This window comes from Methylotenera sp. (assembly GCF_030653755.1).
Taxonomy (GTDB): domain Bacteria; phylum Pseudomonadota; class Gammaproteobacteria; order Burkholderiales; family Methylophilaceae; genus Methylotenera.
In genome coordinates this window covers 101,809-117,052 of the sequence record NZ_JAURYU010000027.1, presented here as the reverse complement: position 1 = coordinate 117,052, position 15,244 = coordinate 101,809, and the positions used below count along the sequence as shown (strand labels likewise).

Annotated in this window: 18 protein-coding genes and 1 tRNA gene; 16 read left to right on the top strand and 3 right to left on the bottom strand. The window is 42.8% G+C overall.

Translation table 11 applies throughout. From position 1 onward, the window contains the following. The coding region (locus tag Q7U33_RS05640; protein WP_304858642.1) for a hypothetical protein at positions 1-612 on the top strand (612 nt) is incomplete at its 5' end. A 357-nt stretch (positions 613-969) separates the two neighbouring features. Here Q7U33_RS05640 and Q7U33_RS05635 read toward each other — a convergent pair. Next, positions 970-1,128: a hypothetical protein gene (locus tag Q7U33_RS05635; RefSeq protein WP_304858641.1), complete on the bottom strand. Its 159-nt coding sequence runs from the start codon at positions 1,126-1,128 to the stop codon at positions 970-972. 9 nt (positions 1,129-1,137) lie between these two features. On the opposite strand from Q7U33_RS05635, the gene Q7U33_RS05630 reads away from it, so the two are divergent. From Q7U33_RS05630 to Q7U33_RS05610, 5 genes are all read left to right on the top strand, one after another. Beyond that, positions 1,138-2,070 (top strand): hypothetical protein, encoded by a 933-nt coding sequence (locus tag Q7U33_RS05630; protein WP_304858640.1) that lies wholly within the window; start codon positions 1,138-1,140, stop codon positions 2,068-2,070. 741 nt (positions 2,071-2,811) lie between these two features. After that, complete coding sequence (locus Q7U33_RS05625; RefSeq protein ID WP_304858639.1) at positions 2,812-3,036, top strand: hypothetical protein; 225 nt, start codon at positions 2,812-2,814, stop codon at positions 3,034-3,036. Continuing rightward, entirely contained in the window at positions 3,033-3,389 is a 357-nt protein-coding gene (locus Q7U33_RS05620; protein WP_304858638.1) for a hypothetical protein, read from the top strand. Before Q7U33_RS05625 ends, Q7U33_RS05620 begins: the two co-directional genes overlap by 4 nt. 84 nt (positions 3,390-3,473) lie before the next feature. Then, positions 3,474-3,896, top strand: a complete 423-nt coding sequence (locus tag Q7U33_RS05615) for a hypothetical protein (protein WP_304858637.1) — start codon at positions 3,474-3,476, stop codon at positions 3,894-3,896. Between the two features lie 105 nt (positions 3,897-4,001). Further along, positions 4,002-5,486 (top strand): cytochrome P450, encoded by a 1,485-nt coding sequence (locus Q7U33_RS05610; protein WP_304858636.1) that lies wholly within the window; start codon positions 4,002-4,004, stop codon positions 5,484-5,486. A gap of 220 nt (positions 5,487-5,706) precedes the next feature. Here the strand turns inward: Q7U33_RS05610 and msrA are convergent, their stop codons facing one another. Beyond that, on the bottom strand, positions 5,707-6,246 hold the full coding sequence (gene msrA, locus Q7U33_RS05605; protein ID WP_304858635.1) for a peptide-methionine (S)-S-oxide reductase MsrA: 540 nt from the start codon (positions 6,244-6,246) through the stop codon (positions 5,707-5,709). Positions 6,247-6,380: 134 nt separating this feature from the next. On the opposite strand from msrA, the gene Q7U33_RS05600 reads away from it, so the two are divergent. The 5 genes from Q7U33_RS05600 (at position 6,381) to Q7U33_RS05580 (ending at position 12,182) form a co-directional block, all read left to right on the top strand. After that, positions 6,381-7,610: a DNA polymerase gene (locus Q7U33_RS05600; protein ID WP_304858633.1), complete on the top strand. Its 1,230-nt coding sequence runs from the start codon at positions 6,381-6,383 to the stop codon at positions 7,608-7,610. Between the two features lie 189 nt (positions 7,611-7,799). Then, complete coding sequence (locus Q7U33_RS05595) at positions 7,800-8,480, top strand: glycine zipper 2TM domain-containing protein (protein ID WP_304858631.1); 681 nt, start codon at positions 7,800-7,802, stop codon at positions 8,478-8,480. Positions 8,481-8,660: 180 nt separating this feature from the next. Further along, the gene (locus Q7U33_RS05590; RefSeq protein ID WP_304858630.1) at positions 8,661-9,623 is read left to right on the top strand and encodes a hypothetical protein; all 963 of its coding nucleotides are present in this window, start codon (positions 8,661-8,663) and stop codon (positions 9,621-9,623) included. Further along, a complete protein-coding gene (recJ, locus tag Q7U33_RS05585) occupies positions 9,620-11,320 on the top strand; it encodes a single-stranded-DNA-specific exonuclease RecJ (RefSeq protein WP_304858629.1) in 1,701 nt (566 codons plus the stop codon). The genes Q7U33_RS05590 and recJ overlap by 4 nt, the downstream gene beginning before the upstream one ends. A 7-nt stretch (positions 11,321-11,327) precedes the next feature. Next, positions 11,328-12,182: an NAD(P)H-hydrate dehydratase gene (locus tag Q7U33_RS05580; protein ID WP_304858628.1), complete on the top strand. Its 855-nt coding sequence runs from the start codon at positions 11,328-11,330 to the stop codon at positions 12,180-12,182. An 83-nt stretch (positions 12,183-12,265) separates the two neighbouring features. Here the strand turns inward: Q7U33_RS05580 and pagP are convergent, their stop codons facing one another. Then, the gene (pagP, locus tag Q7U33_RS05575) at positions 12,266-12,814 is read right to left on the bottom strand and encodes a lipid IV(A) palmitoyltransferase PagP (protein ID WP_304858627.1); all 549 of its coding nucleotides are present in this window, start codon (positions 12,812-12,814) and stop codon (positions 12,266-12,268) included. 171 nt (positions 12,815-12,985) lie between these two features. Between pagP and tpiA the strand changes: the two genes are divergently transcribed. The 5 genes from tpiA (at position 12,986) to Q7U33_RS05550 (ending at position 15,238) form a co-directional block, all read left to right on the top strand. Next, positions 12,986-13,738, top strand: a complete 753-nt coding sequence (tpiA, locus tag Q7U33_RS05570) for a triose-phosphate isomerase (protein ID WP_304858626.1) — start codon at positions 12,986-12,988, stop codon at positions 13,736-13,738. Positions 13,739-13,834: 96 nt separating this feature from the next. After that, positions 13,835-14,176 carry a preprotein translocase subunit SecG gene (secG, locus tag Q7U33_RS05565; RefSeq protein ID WP_304858625.1) on the top strand — a complete coding sequence of 114 codons (342 nt, stop codon included), beginning with the start codon at positions 13,835-13,837 and terminating at the stop codon, positions 14,174-14,176. Between the two features lie 20 nt (positions 14,177-14,196). After that, a tRNA-Leu gene (locus Q7U33_RS05560) sits at positions 14,197-14,281 on the top strand. A 116-nt stretch (positions 14,282-14,397) separates the two neighbouring features. Beyond that, the gene (locus Q7U33_RS05555) at positions 14,398-14,754 is read left to right on the top strand and encodes an NADH-quinone oxidoreductase subunit A (RefSeq protein WP_304858624.1); all 357 of its coding nucleotides are present in this window, start codon (positions 14,398-14,400) and stop codon (positions 14,752-14,754) included. A 7-nt stretch (positions 14,755-14,761) separates the two neighbouring features. Then, on the top strand, positions 14,762-15,238 hold the full coding sequence (locus Q7U33_RS05550; RefSeq protein WP_013441505.1) for an NADH-quinone oxidoreductase subunit B family protein: 477 nt from the start codon (positions 14,762-14,764) through the stop codon (positions 15,236-15,238). Positions 15,239-15,244 lie beyond the last annotated feature (6 nt).

Below are 15,244 nucleotides of genomic sequence, written 5' to 3'. Positions count from 1 at the left end.
ATGCGGCAGGCGATGATTAAAGACTCAGAACAATTTCCAGGTATATGTGTAGCAGGCACAAACGATTGCATTAGTAATAAATCTGGCGATAGTGTAGGTGTGAATGGTGATGGTAAGAAAGTTGCAGGTGGGCGGGTTGTGCTTGAAGATTGGTGTAGAGAGGGTGGTAAAAACGCTTGCATACTAGAGAATGGTACCCGCAGTGGGTATAAAGAAAATTCAGATGGCACGGTTATTTTTAATCCAGTCGATGAAAAGGATAATAAATTATCAATTAGTGAGTTTTTAGATCAGCATCAAGACTTACGTAGTCCACTAGGTGGTGTTCAAGGTGGGGCTGGTCAAATGGCCTTGGGTATTCAGTTTGAATATGCTGCTGGTTCATTCTGGGATAAGTTGGCGGAAGCCTATTCAGGAACACATGACACTTTGAATAGTGTTATTTGGTATGACGAATTGGGTAATGGTAAAAATTTAGATAAGACTGTAATTGGTAAAGTTGGAGAAGCTGCAAATTATGCGAATGTACTTATTGCTACACCATTTGCATATAGTGTGTTATTGCCACCAGAAGTTTGGAATGCTGTATTTATGTTAATTAAATCTAAATGAGGATATGTAAATGAAGAATATTACACATAAGATATTAGTTAGAGTCGGGTGGCTAATGTTTATTATTTCATTGCTTTCTGCTTGTGTAACAAATGGTTATCGAGGTGGATGGTAGAGCTCGTAGGTTGGGCTGAACTTGTAAAGCCCAACACTTAACCACAATAATATGATGCAAAAATACCACCGCCTTCACCTACAAATAGAAATCAATGGGGTCATAGAAATCAATGGGGTCAGACTCCATTGATTGATGAGCAGAAGGTCGTAAAACAGCTTAACCGTAAAAGTGATAAGTTAGCTAAAGGTGGAGATGGAAAATCAGATGAATTTAAACGGAATAATGGCTAATAACATGAATCAATCGAGTCTGACCCCATTGATTCCGCCACAACGGTCAGCGCCATCAGCCAAGGCACTGTCAGCATCACCGATAATGAAGCCCAGCAAAACCTCACCGGTAAAGATGGTGCCACTACTGTTGCCTTGCTCAACCGTGATGTGCATGTGAACGAACAAGGTGAAGCGGTGAATAGCCAGGGTGAATCAACTGCTAATACAATTGCACCTATCTTTGATGCGGAAAAGGTTGCTAAGGAAATTCAGGCACAGGTGCAGATTACAGAAGCATTTGGTCAACAGGCAGGGCAAGCGATTGAGCTATACACCGAAAAGCAAATGAGTGAATTGCGCGCACGTTACGCTGCCGAAACAGACCCTGAGAAACAGAGGTCGCTACAGACTGAAGTTGATCAACTGCGTCTGGAAACGCATGTTCTCAATATACTTGTTGGTGCCGTCACTGGGTTGGGCGGCACGGCACTTGCTCATGAAGGCCTTGCTGCTGCCTCGGAAGAGCTGCGCAAAATCACCATTGAGAACTCGACGTTATTTGATGGCGTCGCGGATGATGACTTTACCTTGACCAACCTCACAGGTGAAAGCGCAGGTGGAAAATGGGATCTGGCGCCAATCAAAACCGGCGGGACAAGAGCTGATCTGGATGGGTTATGTGGAGCGGATAATAAGCGTTGTAAAACCAATGAGGATGGTAGCCTAGCTTACAATGATAAAGGACAAGTGCAGTGGAACAGCGATGGAGCAGATGGACAATCCCTTAAAGACTGGCTCACAACGCCTGAAGGTAAAAAGATGGCTGGTCTTACTGGCGGAATCCAAGGTATCAAAGGCACGCTATTTGGCAGACCCTATGAGGCAGGAAGCTGGCAGGATCATTTGATTGAAGCGTTTGGTGGATCGCATGATGTAATCGGGGGGCAAGCTGCGGGCTTTTATGATCAACAAGGTAACGCACCAAGAGGGCGAAGTGCGGCTGATAAGGTAGCCAATGAAGTTTGGACATCTGTTGCTCTGGTGCCAGCCACTCCTTTCGCTGCGGCAACATTTCTACCCGCTGAAGTATGGAAAGCGATCTCTATTCTGCTGGGAGCGGCGAAATGAGAAAAGCGTCATTGCTACTCTTGCTGGTACAAACAGGCTGCGGAATAGGTGGTTATTGGATGAATGGAGATCCTTTTTATAAACCAGATATCAAACCCTACATTGCCTACTGGCAGAAGGACGCGATGACGGATGAGAGCAGACTGAAGGAATGGGAGGAGTGTGGAGGGCATGCTGATGGTGGTTTTCGACTTGACAGAAATAAGCGAAAAACGGATGAAAGTACAGAAACATTCCAAACTAGACTCGAATTTGAGTTTCAACGTTGCATGATACGGGCTGGGTACCGTTACACCGGAAACTGCTCCAGTGACTACATGAAATCACGACCTTTATGTGGTACACCATGAGGAATAATTGGAACAAGAAAATAGGGGACGTAACACAATTAAATCGTTACAGCTCGTAGGTTGGGCTGAATCTGTGAAGCCCAACACTTAATCACAAAAACAACATGCAAAAACACCATCGCTTACAGCTACAAATAGAACGGCTTTACTACCAATCAAGGCACGAATAATAGGGGACAGACCACGATTTATGCGAATAGATGAGAATGGAAATAAAGTCCTTGTTCTAAAGGATGGCATGGTTCAATGACACTCTGACAATAATATATCACTTGCTGCATTCTTAGAATCTCCGGAGGGACAAAAAGCTTCTGGTGCAACTGGTGGCATTCAAGGTTGGATAGGCACGTTGTTTGGTAAAGAATATCAATCAGGTAGCTGGCAGGATAAATTGATTGAGGCTTTCGGTGGGACGCACGACTATATTGGTGGACAAGTCACCGGGCTGTATGATGAACAGGGTAATACTAAGCGCGGTATGGATAGTACGGAACGATTTATGCGTGACCGGGTATCTGAACTAGCAATATTACCATCTGCTCCATTTGCAATGGCAGAGTTGCTGGCTCCCGAGGTTTGGACAGCCATTTCCATTTTACTGAAAGGCGCTAAATGAGATTAGCAAAACTATTCATAACGCTTGTTTTGGCTTCATTACTTTCTGGATGTCTGTGTATGGGGTGTTTTGTTCCGCAGTTGCCACCTCCGCCAAAGCCTCATATTGAAAACTGGCAAAGAACTGAGACCTCTGCAGAAACCCGCCTTGCAGATTGGCAGGCATGTGGCGGTCATAAAAGCGGAAACTTTGCAATGGATTCAAAAAACAGTATTGAAGGAGAGGATGTTCTACAAGCCTATAAGCGGCAAAGTGCGGAACACCAACGATGCCTGATTCGTAAAGGCTATCGTTATAGTGGGCATTGCAGTACGGTTTATATGAAATCTATGCCTGCCTGCGGTGCACCTTAGCTCGTAGGTTGGGCTGAATCTGGGGGGGTAAATGGGGGAGGTTCAGAAGCTATAAACAAGCTACTCACATTAGATCCAAAGTGCATGAGTTTTCATCACGACAATCCAATAGAGTTTAATATTTATGGATCTAAGTTCAACGGAATTGTTGATGTTCAATATACAAAAGATAATTATTTGCTTGAAGAATTAATAGTTCTAAATAAATTGAATTTCAAAAGTCGCACAAGGCCTGAGAAATGCAAGGGCGAATACTTTGAAATGTCATTTAGGATTGAAGGCAATGTTTATGCAAAAACAAACGTAAATGAAGCAATTGCAAAAAACTTTAGTGCTGGGCGCAAAATTAAATTTGTAACAACAGAATATAAAAGATCAATTAATGCTGGAAAAATGGCGGATAAATTGATTGCATTACCATTCGCTATTGCATTTGATGTAGCCACAGCACCAGTTCAGTTAATTCTTTTTACTAGTGCAGCTGTAGGCGCTGCTAATAAAAAATAAGAATCAACAATAGGGGATTCTGAGCCCACTCTTCTTACTTCATTAATAGTGGCAACGTTACATACTTTTTTATATTTTGTATTTGATTTTTTATCAGGGTAAATCATGATTTTTTTAAAGAATTTATGGCAACAACTCATGGGTATTAATCCATTTAAAGGTGATATGTTGCCATCGCGTGTATATGTGTTTGAGCGAGGACGTCCATGTCTTCCTTTTCCTCATCTTTTAAACTACAAAACACCTTTGTCAATTTTTGATGCTTTTTATACGAATGCTAAATCACCAGATTTATTTGAGCGTGATAACCGATATTTATATGTGATGGGTATGCCTCCCGTCTTCATTACGCGTGACCCATCTGTGATTAAAGCTATTTTACTTGCTACAGGCGACAAGCCTGGGCAATTTGATCGCGATACTGCGCCCATGACTGGGATCGCCCGAGCAACAGGAGTTAATTCTTTATTGTATGCAAACGGTAAAGTATGGCGAAAACAAAAACAGATGTCGGCAGGACCTTTCGGCAAAGGCACTTTGTTTCAACCTGAAGAGTTTCATGAGTTTGAGAAAACTTTTCGTAAAACGATAGAAAAACGACTGATAGTTTTACGTGATGCTCAGAATATTAGTAAAAAAAATTTTTCGCGAATCGAAATTGAACAGGAAATTCAACCCATCATGTTAGAAATGTTAGTCAATAATTTCTTTGGTGGTTCGGTTGAATATAAAGAACTGCGCGAGCGTTATGTCCCTGCGTTGCTATCGTTAATTGACTATATGATTACCGATACGGTTGCACCTAATTTTTCAGCTATTCATCAGTTTGTTACAGGTGAAAATGTTGTTGTGCAGCAATGGCGTGAAGCACTTGAGGATTTAACGGATATTGCACTTGCAGGCAAAGCTGAGAAGGCTGGACATTGGAAGAACTTCATTGGTGATGTTGAAGACGAGGAAGCATTACGCAGCAACATCAGAGTGTTTTTAGCTGGTGCGTTAGAAGCGACGACATCGTTTGCGACTTGGACTTTATCTCACTTGTCACGACAACCTGAGTTGCAAGAGCAGGTATACAACGAAATAAAAGACATTGATGTTTACGACCCCGAAAGCCTAACCGAAGCAAAATTGCTTAATCACTGTTTGAATGAAACCTTACGTTTAACACCATCACTATATTTCTTTCCACGAAAAGCCACCGCCGATACTTGGCTTAAATTAGACGATACAAGAAAAATAATGATTCCCAAAGGCACCACCATTCGACTGGATATTTGGAATGCAAACCGCAACGAATTTTTCTGGGGTAAAGATGTTTCAGGGTATCTGGCAGATGCTTATGTTCCTGCACGCTGGGATGTGCTGGCAAAAGAAGGTATATCGCGTAAAAATTTAACGCATTTTGGATTTGGTTTAGGGGCTCGAGTATGCCCAGGCCAATTTCTGGGTCAGTTAGAGGTTGGTTTAGTAGTAGGGGCTTTTATTAAAGTGTTCAAGTTCAAGGCTGTAAATAACATAACTGGGGCGCGTGCTGGCGTTACAACCAAACCAGATGACGGTACTCTGATTGATTTTGAGCTGCGATAAACTACATGGAAATTAAAATAGAGAGTAATAAGTGGCAGCAAGCGTGGCCCGCACTCCCTTGTAGGGCCTCAATAATCAAAGCGCATTACGCCGCATGGAGGCTTAACTTAGGAGCAATATGAATCAGCAACAGTCTTGAGAAACTCCTCCAAACTATTTATTTTAAGACAGTTGCTGTCCCTATTGTTGTTGTGTTCACCTAACCCCAACTCAATTGCATCTAATCTTTAATTAATCCCGCATATTTTGCTCGAATCTTTGCAGCTTTAGGCGCGGCTACTGCCATGCAGTAAGGCTGGTTGGGGTTCCTGTCAAAATAATATTGGTGATAATCTTCAGCTGGGTAAAAAACTTCGGCAGCGTTGACTTCGGTCACAATCGGGTTGGGCCAGATATGTTGTTGGTTTAGTTCGGCAATCATTTTTATCGTGGCGGTTCGCTGTGCTTCATTTTGGCAAAATACCGCAGAGCGATACTGTGTACCAATGTCATTGCCTTGGCGGTTAGGTGTGGTTGGGTCATGCGATACAAAAAATATCTCTAATAATGTTTCAAAACTCACCACTGATGCATCATAAGTGATTTTTATCGCCTCAGCGTGGCCAGTATCCCCATTACAAATTTGCTTATAAGTTGGGTTGCTGGTGTGTCCGCCAATGTAACCTGATACCACTTTTTTTACGCCTTTGAGCTGACTAAATACTGGCTCTGTACACCAAAAACAACCCCCTGCAAATACTGCAATTTCTTCATGATTCATGATGTAATCCTTATAATAATACTTTGCGAGTTTAATTTATATTTTATGCATATTACTTACTTTATTCTGCATCATTAGTCAGCGCGCCAGCCTAAACATTCACTTTTTAAAAATATTTTACATCACCATTATCCATGCATTTAAATGCGCTTTATGTAGATTTTAATTCTTACTTTGCTTCAGTTGAGCAACAGTTGATGCCTGAGCTTAGAGGTAAGCCTATTGGCGTGCTGGCAGTGATGGCAGAAACCACTTGTTGCATTGCTGCGAGTTATGAAGCAAAAGCGTTTGGCATTAAAACTGGTACGCTGGTCAGTGAAGCGCGCAAGCTTTGCCCTGATATTATTTTTGTAGAGGCGCGGCCTCCTGTTTACGTGCAGTATCATCATTTTTTAATTGATATTGTAGAAAGCTGTACCCATGTAGAAAAAGTGCTTTCTATTGATGAGATGGTTTGCAATCTCACAGGTAGCCAGCAACAGCCAGAAAATGCGCTTAAATTAGCGACTAAGATTAAATCTGCACTTGCGGAAAAGGCTGGAGATTTTATTCGATGTTCTATCGGCATCGCACCTAATACTTTTTTGGCAAAAGTCGCTTCTAACATGCAAAAGCCAGATGGCTGTGTGTTGATAGCGCCGCATGAATTACCACAACGGTTATTTGGTTTAAAGCTACGTGATTTAAACGGTATAGGTAAGCAGATGGAAGCGCGCTTAAATCGCTACAAGATCACGACTGTGGAGCAGCTGTACGCGGCAAACCGTCAACAACTACAAGTGGCATGGGGTAGCGTAGAAGGTGAGCGCATGTATGATAAATTGCGTGGTTTAGAGCCTTATTACGTTAAAAATCCACGTAGCAGTTTAGGGCATTCACATGTGATTCCTCCTGAGCAGCGCAACGAAGTGGGCGTAAGGGCAGTGCTACATCGGTTGTTGCAAAAAGCTTGTATGCGCATGCGCAGCTATGATTTACTTGCTTCAAGAATCAGTGTCAAAGTCAAGTTTAGAAATGTGCCAAGCTGGCAAAAAGAAAGTGCGCTATCACCAACTGATAACACTTTAAGACTGATTGAAGCACTCGAAACTTTTATGCAGCAATATCCCCAAACTAATGCCGAACCTTATGCGGTAGGGGTGTCTTTTTCCGGCTTGGTCACGGCTGATGAAGTTGCAAGGGATTTGTTTCAAATTGCTCCGCTTGAGAGTGAAAAAAAGCTTAATAAGGCGATAGATACACTCAACATGAAGTTTGGCAAAAACACTATTTATTTTGGTGGTGCGCATGAGGCACTAAAAGATGCACCGATGCGTATCGCGTTTAATCATATTCCAGACATGGATGTAGAAAGTGATGAGTAATTCATTCTCCCAACTGTGGTTTTGCTAAGTAAAATCATTAGTTACAAAGCATTAACAATTGCAGGTAAGCCAATTTAAAACAATCGCGTTAACTGATCATAGTCATAATCAATTTATTTAACCAATTAAATTAACCAAGTAACTTGATGCAAGTGACTTAATCAATGCTCGAAATAGAGGAGAAGTAAAATGCGTAATGTTAAGTTTAACCTTGTAAATGGCATGCGTGTAACGATAGCTGCGCCTGTATTAATTGCCGCAGTATTTGCAACACCAGCATTAGCTACTGATCAATATATTGATACTGCCCGTGTGATTTCTGTGACCCCTAAAACTGAGCGTATCAATGTGCCACAACAAGAGTGTCGCACAGAATATCAACAACAAAGTTACTCTCAAGGTGGAAACTCAATCACAGGTGCGCTGATTGGCGGTATTGCAGGGGGTTTACTAGGTAACACTGTAGGTAAAGGCAGTGGTCGTGTGGCCGCCGCCGCCGTGGGTGCAGGTGTTGGTGCTGTTGCTGGTGACCGTATTGCAAATAGCCGCCAAAATGTGGCGACACGTACCGTGCCAGTGCAAACTTGTTATCAGGTAGACCAATGGCAAACGGTGAATGCGGGTTACTTTGTTACTTATGAATATAACGGTAGAACATATAACACCGTGACTACTGAGCATCCTGGCCGTTATGTGGATGTGAGTGTTGCGGTAGCGCCAAATCGTTATGCAGTTTCACAAATTAGCTACCTTGCACCAGATCATCGTCGTGATGGTCAATGGAGAGGTCATCGTGGGCATGGTAAGCAAGATCGGAAAGATAATGGGCGTCATAATCGTCACGATAGGGATGATCGACGTTATTACTAAACTGGGTCGATTTAAACTTGATTGATTTAAAGATGGCTGACTAGCGCCGTGTTCCGTGTGATTTAGTTATACATAACCTAGTAGCGGTGAATGCTACTAGGTTTTTTTATGTCATTTTCCCCACACATAGGCTGTTGCAAGTAAAATTGGTGCTTAATGTAATCAATTGAAAATAACTTAGTGAAGCTTACTTTAGATTGTGTATCAACTGGACAGATATTCTCACTGCCCCAAAGTAGCATGCTGGCATATTTGCTCTCCAAAGCTAATATTAGTTATGTGGATATGCCATTGGAAGCTTTGGTTTGTGAGCAACATCACTTAACCCCAGTGCCAGATTACCCCATTGCTGCTATTGCTGCGGCTGAAGATGGTTTGGATGTGGGTGGTGCTTATTGGCTACGTGCAGATCCTGTACATTTGGTATTGCAGCGAGATAGCTTCAGCTTAAGCGAACCTTGCCCGTTGTCTGTGTCCCGAGAGCACGGACAAGCAATGATACTGAGTTTGAATCAACATTTTGAGCAAGATGGCTTGAAGTTTTGCATAGGTAACTCAGATGCGTGGTATCTGTATTTAGCGCAACCGCCTCAAATTAAAACGGCCTTACCTGCCATGGCGATGGGTAAGAATATTGCCCATTTTATGCCACAAGGCGCCGATGCTAGTCCTTGGGTTGCTTACCTGAATGAAGTGCAAATGCTATTACATGGGCATGCGGCCAATGTGGCGCGCGAGCAGGTAGGTGACATTGTGGTGAATAGCGTTTGGCTTTCTGGCGGCGGTGTAATGCCTGAACGGCTCAATATACAAGTGGGGTTTGATTACATTGTTGCCCATCATGTTTTTTACCAAGAGTTGGCTAGACGTTCTGGTGCTGTGTATCAAGAGATGTCTACAACCTTGCAAGATACAATTTCAAAATTGACACAGCAATCGAGTGTGCGGTTACAGTTGGCACAAGAGATGTTGTTAGAAGACGATACTTTTCAGACATTAGTTGACGGGCTCCAAACGAGAAAAATAACGCAGCTTGTCATTAATCTGGCCTGTTACGAAAAAACTTTGGTGGCTAAAGTTAAGCCGATTGATCTTTATAAATTTTGGCGGAAAAGCAAGCCTATGAGCGTGTACTTAGCATGACATCAATTACGCACCGTAACGCACCAGCCGAAGTTGTGCAGAACCTTCAACTATCAGGACTCTCACCGCTGATGGCTCGCTTGTTAGCCGCGCGCGGCGTGTCTGACTTGGCGCAAACAAGCATTCAGTTGGGAGCGCTTCTACCACCACAGCAACTAACTAATAACCAGGCAATGGCTAGATTATTGGCGGATGCAATTAAGGCTAATAAAAAACTATTAGTGGTTGGTGACTACGATGCAGATGGAGCTACAGCCACCGCTGTTGCTGTGAAAGGTTTGCGCTTGTTTGGCGCAAATGTCGACTTTCTAGTACCCAATCGTTTTGAATATGGATACGGCCTTACGCCTGAGATTGTGAAGCTTGCAGCAACACAAGCACCAGATGTGATTGTAACTGTTGATAATGGTATCGCCAGTGTTGATGGTGTCGCTACGGCTAATGCAATGGGTATGCAAGTGTTAATCACAGATCATCACTTACCTGGGTCGCAAACACCAGAGGCTACTTGTATCGTCAATCCTAATCAGCATGGATGTACCTTTTCTAGTAAAAATCTTGCGGGTGTCGGCGTCATGTTCTATTGTTTACTTGGCCTACGGGCTGAGCTACGTGAGCAAGGTGCATATCAAACAAAACCTGAGCCAAATTTAACCGAGTTGTTAGATTTAGTTGCGCTAGGTACCGTTGCAGACTTGGTGAAGCTTGATGAAAACAATCGTATTTTAGTAGAGCAGGGTTTACGTAGAATTCGCGCAGGTGCTTGTAGTCATGGCGTTTCAGCGTTGCTTAAAATTGCTGGTAGAGAACCCGCAAAAGCAATGGCGCAAGATTTAGGTTTTTATGTAGGACCACGTCTTAATGCCGCAGGCAGGTTAGATGATATGACACTAGGCATTCAATGCTTATTAGCAGAATCAGAGAAAGACGCAGTGGTTCTCGCTCAGCAGCTGCATGATCTGAACAAACAAAGACGCAGTATAGAAGCTGATATGCAAGAGAGTGCTGATATCTCGCTCGATGATATTGCAATTGCAGATCAATACTCGATTAGTATTTACGAGCCAGACTGGCATCAGGGTGTGATTGGTATTTTAGCTTCACGCATTAAAGAGCGGCACCATCGTCCAGTCATTGCTTTTGCCGATGGTGGAGCTGGACTGCTTAAAGGCTCTGGACGGTCAATTGCAGGCTTGCATCTGCGCGATGCTTTGGATTTGCTCAGCAAACATCAGCCCGATTTGATATTGAAATTTGGCGGTCATGCCATGGCGGCAGGGCTAACCATCAAGGCTGAAGACTTTAACCTGTTCAAATTAAGTTTTGAGGCTGTCGTTAAGAGTCTCCTTACCGAGGCTGATTTAGAAGCCGTGCTAGAGGTTGACGGAAGTTTAAGCACGAGTGATATGACCTATGCAATCGCTCAAACATTGGAAAATCAAGTATGGGGGCAGGGCTTTCCGCCACCTTTATTCTATGATGAGTTTGAAGTGATGAATCAGCGTATTTTGGCTGAAAAACATTTAAAGCTCAGCTTGAAACCACTATCAAGTCCATCATCTATCGTGATTGATGCAATTTACTTTAATCAAACAGAGTTTTTAGATAACCAGATTGAGGCCGCTTACCAATTGCAAACAAATAGCTACAACGGCTCACAAAAAGTACAATTAAACATTAGGCATGTGAACGTTTAAAACCACAATGCAAACAGATACACACTTACTCACCAAGCAAATGTTTCAGCCCGCATTACCTGCGCGCGCTGTAGATGCACACAAAGGCTCCTCGGGCAGTGTTGCAATTATTGGCGGAGATTGCAGCATGTTGGGAGCTGTGTTGTTAGCGGCAAGAGCTGCGCTATTTTCTGGGACAGGGCGTATTTATGCGGCAATGCTTTGCCAAACAGCACTATCAGTTGATCCGCTACACCCAGAAATTATGATGCGTACACCAGATGCTATTGCTACATTAGCTCAGTTAAGCGCTGTGGTCATTGGGCCTGGTTTGGGGCAGTCAGATGTTGCTACTGAGTTATTAACCTGTTGGCTTAAAAAAGAAACCCCTTTGTTGCTGGATGCCGATGCGCTTAATTTAATTGCAAAATATCCGCATCTAGCTGAGTTGGTTAAAAGTAGACAAGCTGCGACCATCGTGACCCCTCATGTGGGCGAGGCAGCTCGGTTAATGTCTTTAAGCGTAGCTGAGATTCAAGGAAACAGGGTAGAAACTGCAATTAGATTGGCTAAGTTGTTACAGGTCATTTGTGTGCTTAAAGGTGCTGGTACTGTTATTGCAGAAAAAGATGGTCAGTATTGGATCAATTCAACAGGTAACCCAGCGCTTGCCGCAGGTGGTACGGGTGATGTGCTGGCTGGCATAATTGCAAGCTTAATGGCACAGGGTTTAATGCCTGTTTATGCGGCTAAGTTGGGTGTTTATGTGCATGGGGCGGCAGCAGATACTTTGGTTGAGGGTGTTGGGCCTGTTGGCCTAACTGCATCTGAAGTGTTGATAGAAGTTCGAAATGTACTCAACCAACTCAATAAGACAGCTTAATGACCATTTTAGTAAGTGTTAGATTTAGATGGCTGCGGGTTTGGAAAGTATGTTTTTTCGCATGGCGCTCACTTAATTACTGATTAATCTATTTGCCATTTAATCCAAGTAAATAAAATGTTGCCATTACCTTTTCCACCAAAAATATAAGTGGATTGTAATGCTAGTTGTTTATATTCAATAGAGGCTACAGGGGCAATCACTGGTAAAGGCATATAGTTGAAATCTTCGCGCAAGGTCACGCCTAGCGTGTAGCCTGCGCCTACACGGATGCCATTGTTTGGACGCCACATTTTTTGAAATGCATATCCTGCAACGGGTTGAACTTTGCTATGAGAGTCTGTAAAAGCCATCACATAAACACCATGCCAATCACCATCTTCATCGTATCTATATTTACCAACACCTAAGCCCCATGGTTGCTCGTTGTAGCCATTAATTTTTTCCTGGCTGTAGTAGTGTCGGTTGTGCCAAGTGTTGATTGGTAGATAAAGCTCATAACTACTAGCGTCCCAAGTGTCAGATAAGGTGCTTTTAATATCAGACCACATTCCTTCTGAGGGAGTATCGGCAAACGCGTTGATATAGGGGAGGGTTGTAATTAGAGCCGTAATTACAAGTTTTTTAATCATGATTCATCATACTATCATTTGAGCTTGAGTCCTAATATCTAAAATTAAGTTACAATATTGCAAGGTCGTAGCGCTTCGAAATTGCGCCAGAATCTCTTTTAGATTCTCGTGTTTTAAGTAGGTTAAGCCATATACTTTTAGTTTAAAAATTTTAATAAAATTAGGGGTAGCATGCCTAGAAAATTAGTGGTTGCCAATTGGAAAATGCATGGCAACTTAACATCAAACCAACAACTTTTAATTGCCTATCTGGATCGATTAAGTGCGCTAAAAAATGTTGATATTGTTGTCTGCGTCCCATATCCATATCTTGCACAGGCACAAAGTTTATTACAAGGTACCTCCATCGCATGGGGTGCGCAGAACTTAAGTAAAGATGCTGTTGGTGCGTTTACAGGTGAAGTTAGCGCAAATATGTTGAACGATTTCGGCGCAACACATGTCATTATTGGGCACTCAGAACGCGCGACAGCTTATTGTGAATCTGATGAGAATATTGCAGCTAAATTTATGCAAGCCAAGACGAATGGTCTTGTGCCGATTTTATGTGTAGGGGAAACGTTGATAGAACGTGAAGCTGGCGTGATGGAAATGGTCGTTGCAAAGCAGATAGATACGATTATCAACCAATATGGTGCAGATGTCTTTGCTGATGCCGTGGTTTCCTATGAGCCTATCTGGGCTATTGGCACTGGGTTGGCGGCTAGTTCAGATCAAGCGCAGAGCATGCATGAGTTTATACGTAACAGAATTGCAAGCCACAATAAAGAGGCGGCAGCTAGCTTGAAAATCCTTTATGGGGGGAGCGTAAATCCGCAAAATGCGGTACAATTATTCTCTATGCAAGATATTGATGGCGGCTTAGTTGGTAAATGTTCGTTAAGTGCTCAAGAATTTGAAGGAATTTGCCACGCAGCATCTTGAATTTGTTTGTGATTAGAAATGCGGTGGTTGGAAAAGTAATGTTAATCACGTTGATTTACAAATTTAAGCGTTGGTGATGGTTAAATAAGGTAAAAAATGGAAAATATTGTATTAGTAGTTCATGTGTTGGCTGCCTGTGGTGTGATCGGTTTAGTGTTGTTGCAACACGGCAAAGGTGCTGACATGGGTGCTTCGTTTGGCAGTGGTGCATCTGGTAGTTTGTTTGGTGTATCTGGATCGTCTAATTTTATGAGTCGTGCCACAGCTGGTTTTGTGGTTGTTTTTTTCATTACCAGTCTCACTTTAGCCTATATGGCGAGTGATAAGGCGGGTGGTGGTAGTGTTGTGAAATCAATGGCTACTCAGTCGGTTGATGGCGCTAACGCCACTTCGAGTGCTGAAACTGAAAACCCTGCTACAGAGGCTGTGCCAAAATAATATGTAGTTCGAGCATATATGCCGTCGTGGTGGAATTGGTAGACACGCTATCTTGAGGGGGTAGTGACGAAAGTCGTGAGAGTTCGAGTCTCTCCGTCGGCACCAAATTTTGGTTGGTTTAAGTTGTAAATGTTGGGTATTGCGTTAGTTTGTTCTGGCTGAGATAGTGGTTTATTTTTATTTGTTGCAAATTCTTTAGTGATTTAGTCTGGGGTTTGTTAGTGCTAGAAAATTATTTTCCGATATTGTTGTTTATTATTGTGGGCTTGGCTGTTGGTGTTGGCCCGCTAATTCTATCTAAATTGGTCTCCCCAAGTAGGCCTGATTCTGCAAAAAATTCTCCTTACGAATGCGGTTTTGAAGCATTTGAAGATGCGCGTATGAAGTTTGATGTGCGTTATTACCTTGTTGCTATCCTGTTTATTTTATTCGATTTGGAAATTGCCTTTTTATTCCCGTGGGCTGTTGTGTTGCAGGAAATTGGCTTGTTCGGCTTTCTTGCGATGATGGTTTTTTTGGGCGTGCTTGTGATTGGCTTCATCTACGAGTGGATGAAGGGTGCATTGGAATGGGATTGATTGAATCATGAGTATTGAAGGTGTTTTAGAAAAAGGGTTTGTCACCACTACATTGGATACGGTTATTAACTATACCCGTACTGGTTCATTGTGGCCGATGACTTTTGGTTTAGCTTGTTGTGCGGTTGAGATGATGCATGCAGGTGCATCCCGTTATGACCTTGACCGTTTCGGTATTGTATTCCGCCCTAGTCCTAGGCAATCTGATGTGATGATTGTGGCTGGTACTTTGGTGAATAAAATGGCGCCAGCATTGCGTAAAGTGTATGACCAAATGGCAGAGCCGCGTTGGGTTATCTCTATGGGTTCGTGTGCTAATGGTGGTGGTTATTATCATTACTCTTATGCGGTAGTGCGCGGATGTGATCGTATTGTTCCTGTCGATGTGTATGTGCCAGGATGTCCTCCTACAGCGGAGGCTTTGCTGTACGGTATTATTCAGTTGCAAAATAAAATTAAACGTACAAACACCATCGCCCGTTAAGTTGAC

Excerpts from the sequence above, each read along its gene's own strand:
- msrA (WP_304858635.1), bottom strand. The coding sequence starts at position 6,246 with ATGAATCATGAAGAAATTGCAGTATTTGCAGGGGGTTGTTTTTGGTGT.
- Q7U33_RS05595 (WP_304858631.1), top strand. The coding sequence starts at position 7,800 with ATGCGTAATGTTAAGTTTAACCTTGTAAATGGCATGCGTGTAACGATA.
- Q7U33_RS05620 (WP_304858638.1), top strand. The coding sequence starts at position 3,033 with ATGAGATTAGCAAAACTATTCATAACGCTTGTTTTGGCTTCATTACTT.
- Q7U33_RS05550 (WP_013441505.1), top strand. The coding sequence starts at position 14,762 with ATGAGTATTGAAGGTGTTTTAGAAAAAGGGTTTGTCACCACTACATTG.
- pagP (WP_304858627.1), bottom strand. The coding sequence starts at position 12,814 with ATGATTAAAAAACTTGTAATTACGGCTCTAATTACAACCCTCCCCTAT.
- Q7U33_RS05600 (WP_304858633.1), top strand. The coding sequence starts at position 6,381 with ATGCATTTAAATGCGCTTTATGTAGATTTTAATTCTTACTTTGCTTCA.
- Q7U33_RS05615 (WP_304858637.1), top strand. The coding sequence starts at position 3,474 with ATGAGTTTTCATCACGACAATCCAATAGAGTTTAATATTTATGGATCT.
- secG (WP_304858625.1), top strand. The coding sequence starts at position 13,835 with ATGGAAAATATTGTATTAGTAGTTCATGTGTTGGCTGCCTGTGGTGTG.
- tpiA (WP_304858626.1), top strand. The coding sequence starts at position 12,986 with ATGCCTAGAAAATTAGTGGTTGCCAATTGGAAAATGCATGGCAACTTA.
- Q7U33_RS05610 (WP_304858636.1), top strand. The coding sequence starts at position 4,002 with ATGATTTTTTTAAAGAATTTATGGCAACAACTCATGGGTATTAATCCA.
- Q7U33_RS05580 (WP_304858628.1), top strand. The coding sequence starts at position 11,328 with ATGCAAACAGATACACACTTACTCACCAAGCAAATGTTTCAGCCCGCA.
- recJ (WP_304858629.1), top strand. The coding sequence starts at position 9,620 with ATGACATCAATTACGCACCGTAACGCACCAGCCGAAGTTGTGCAGAAC.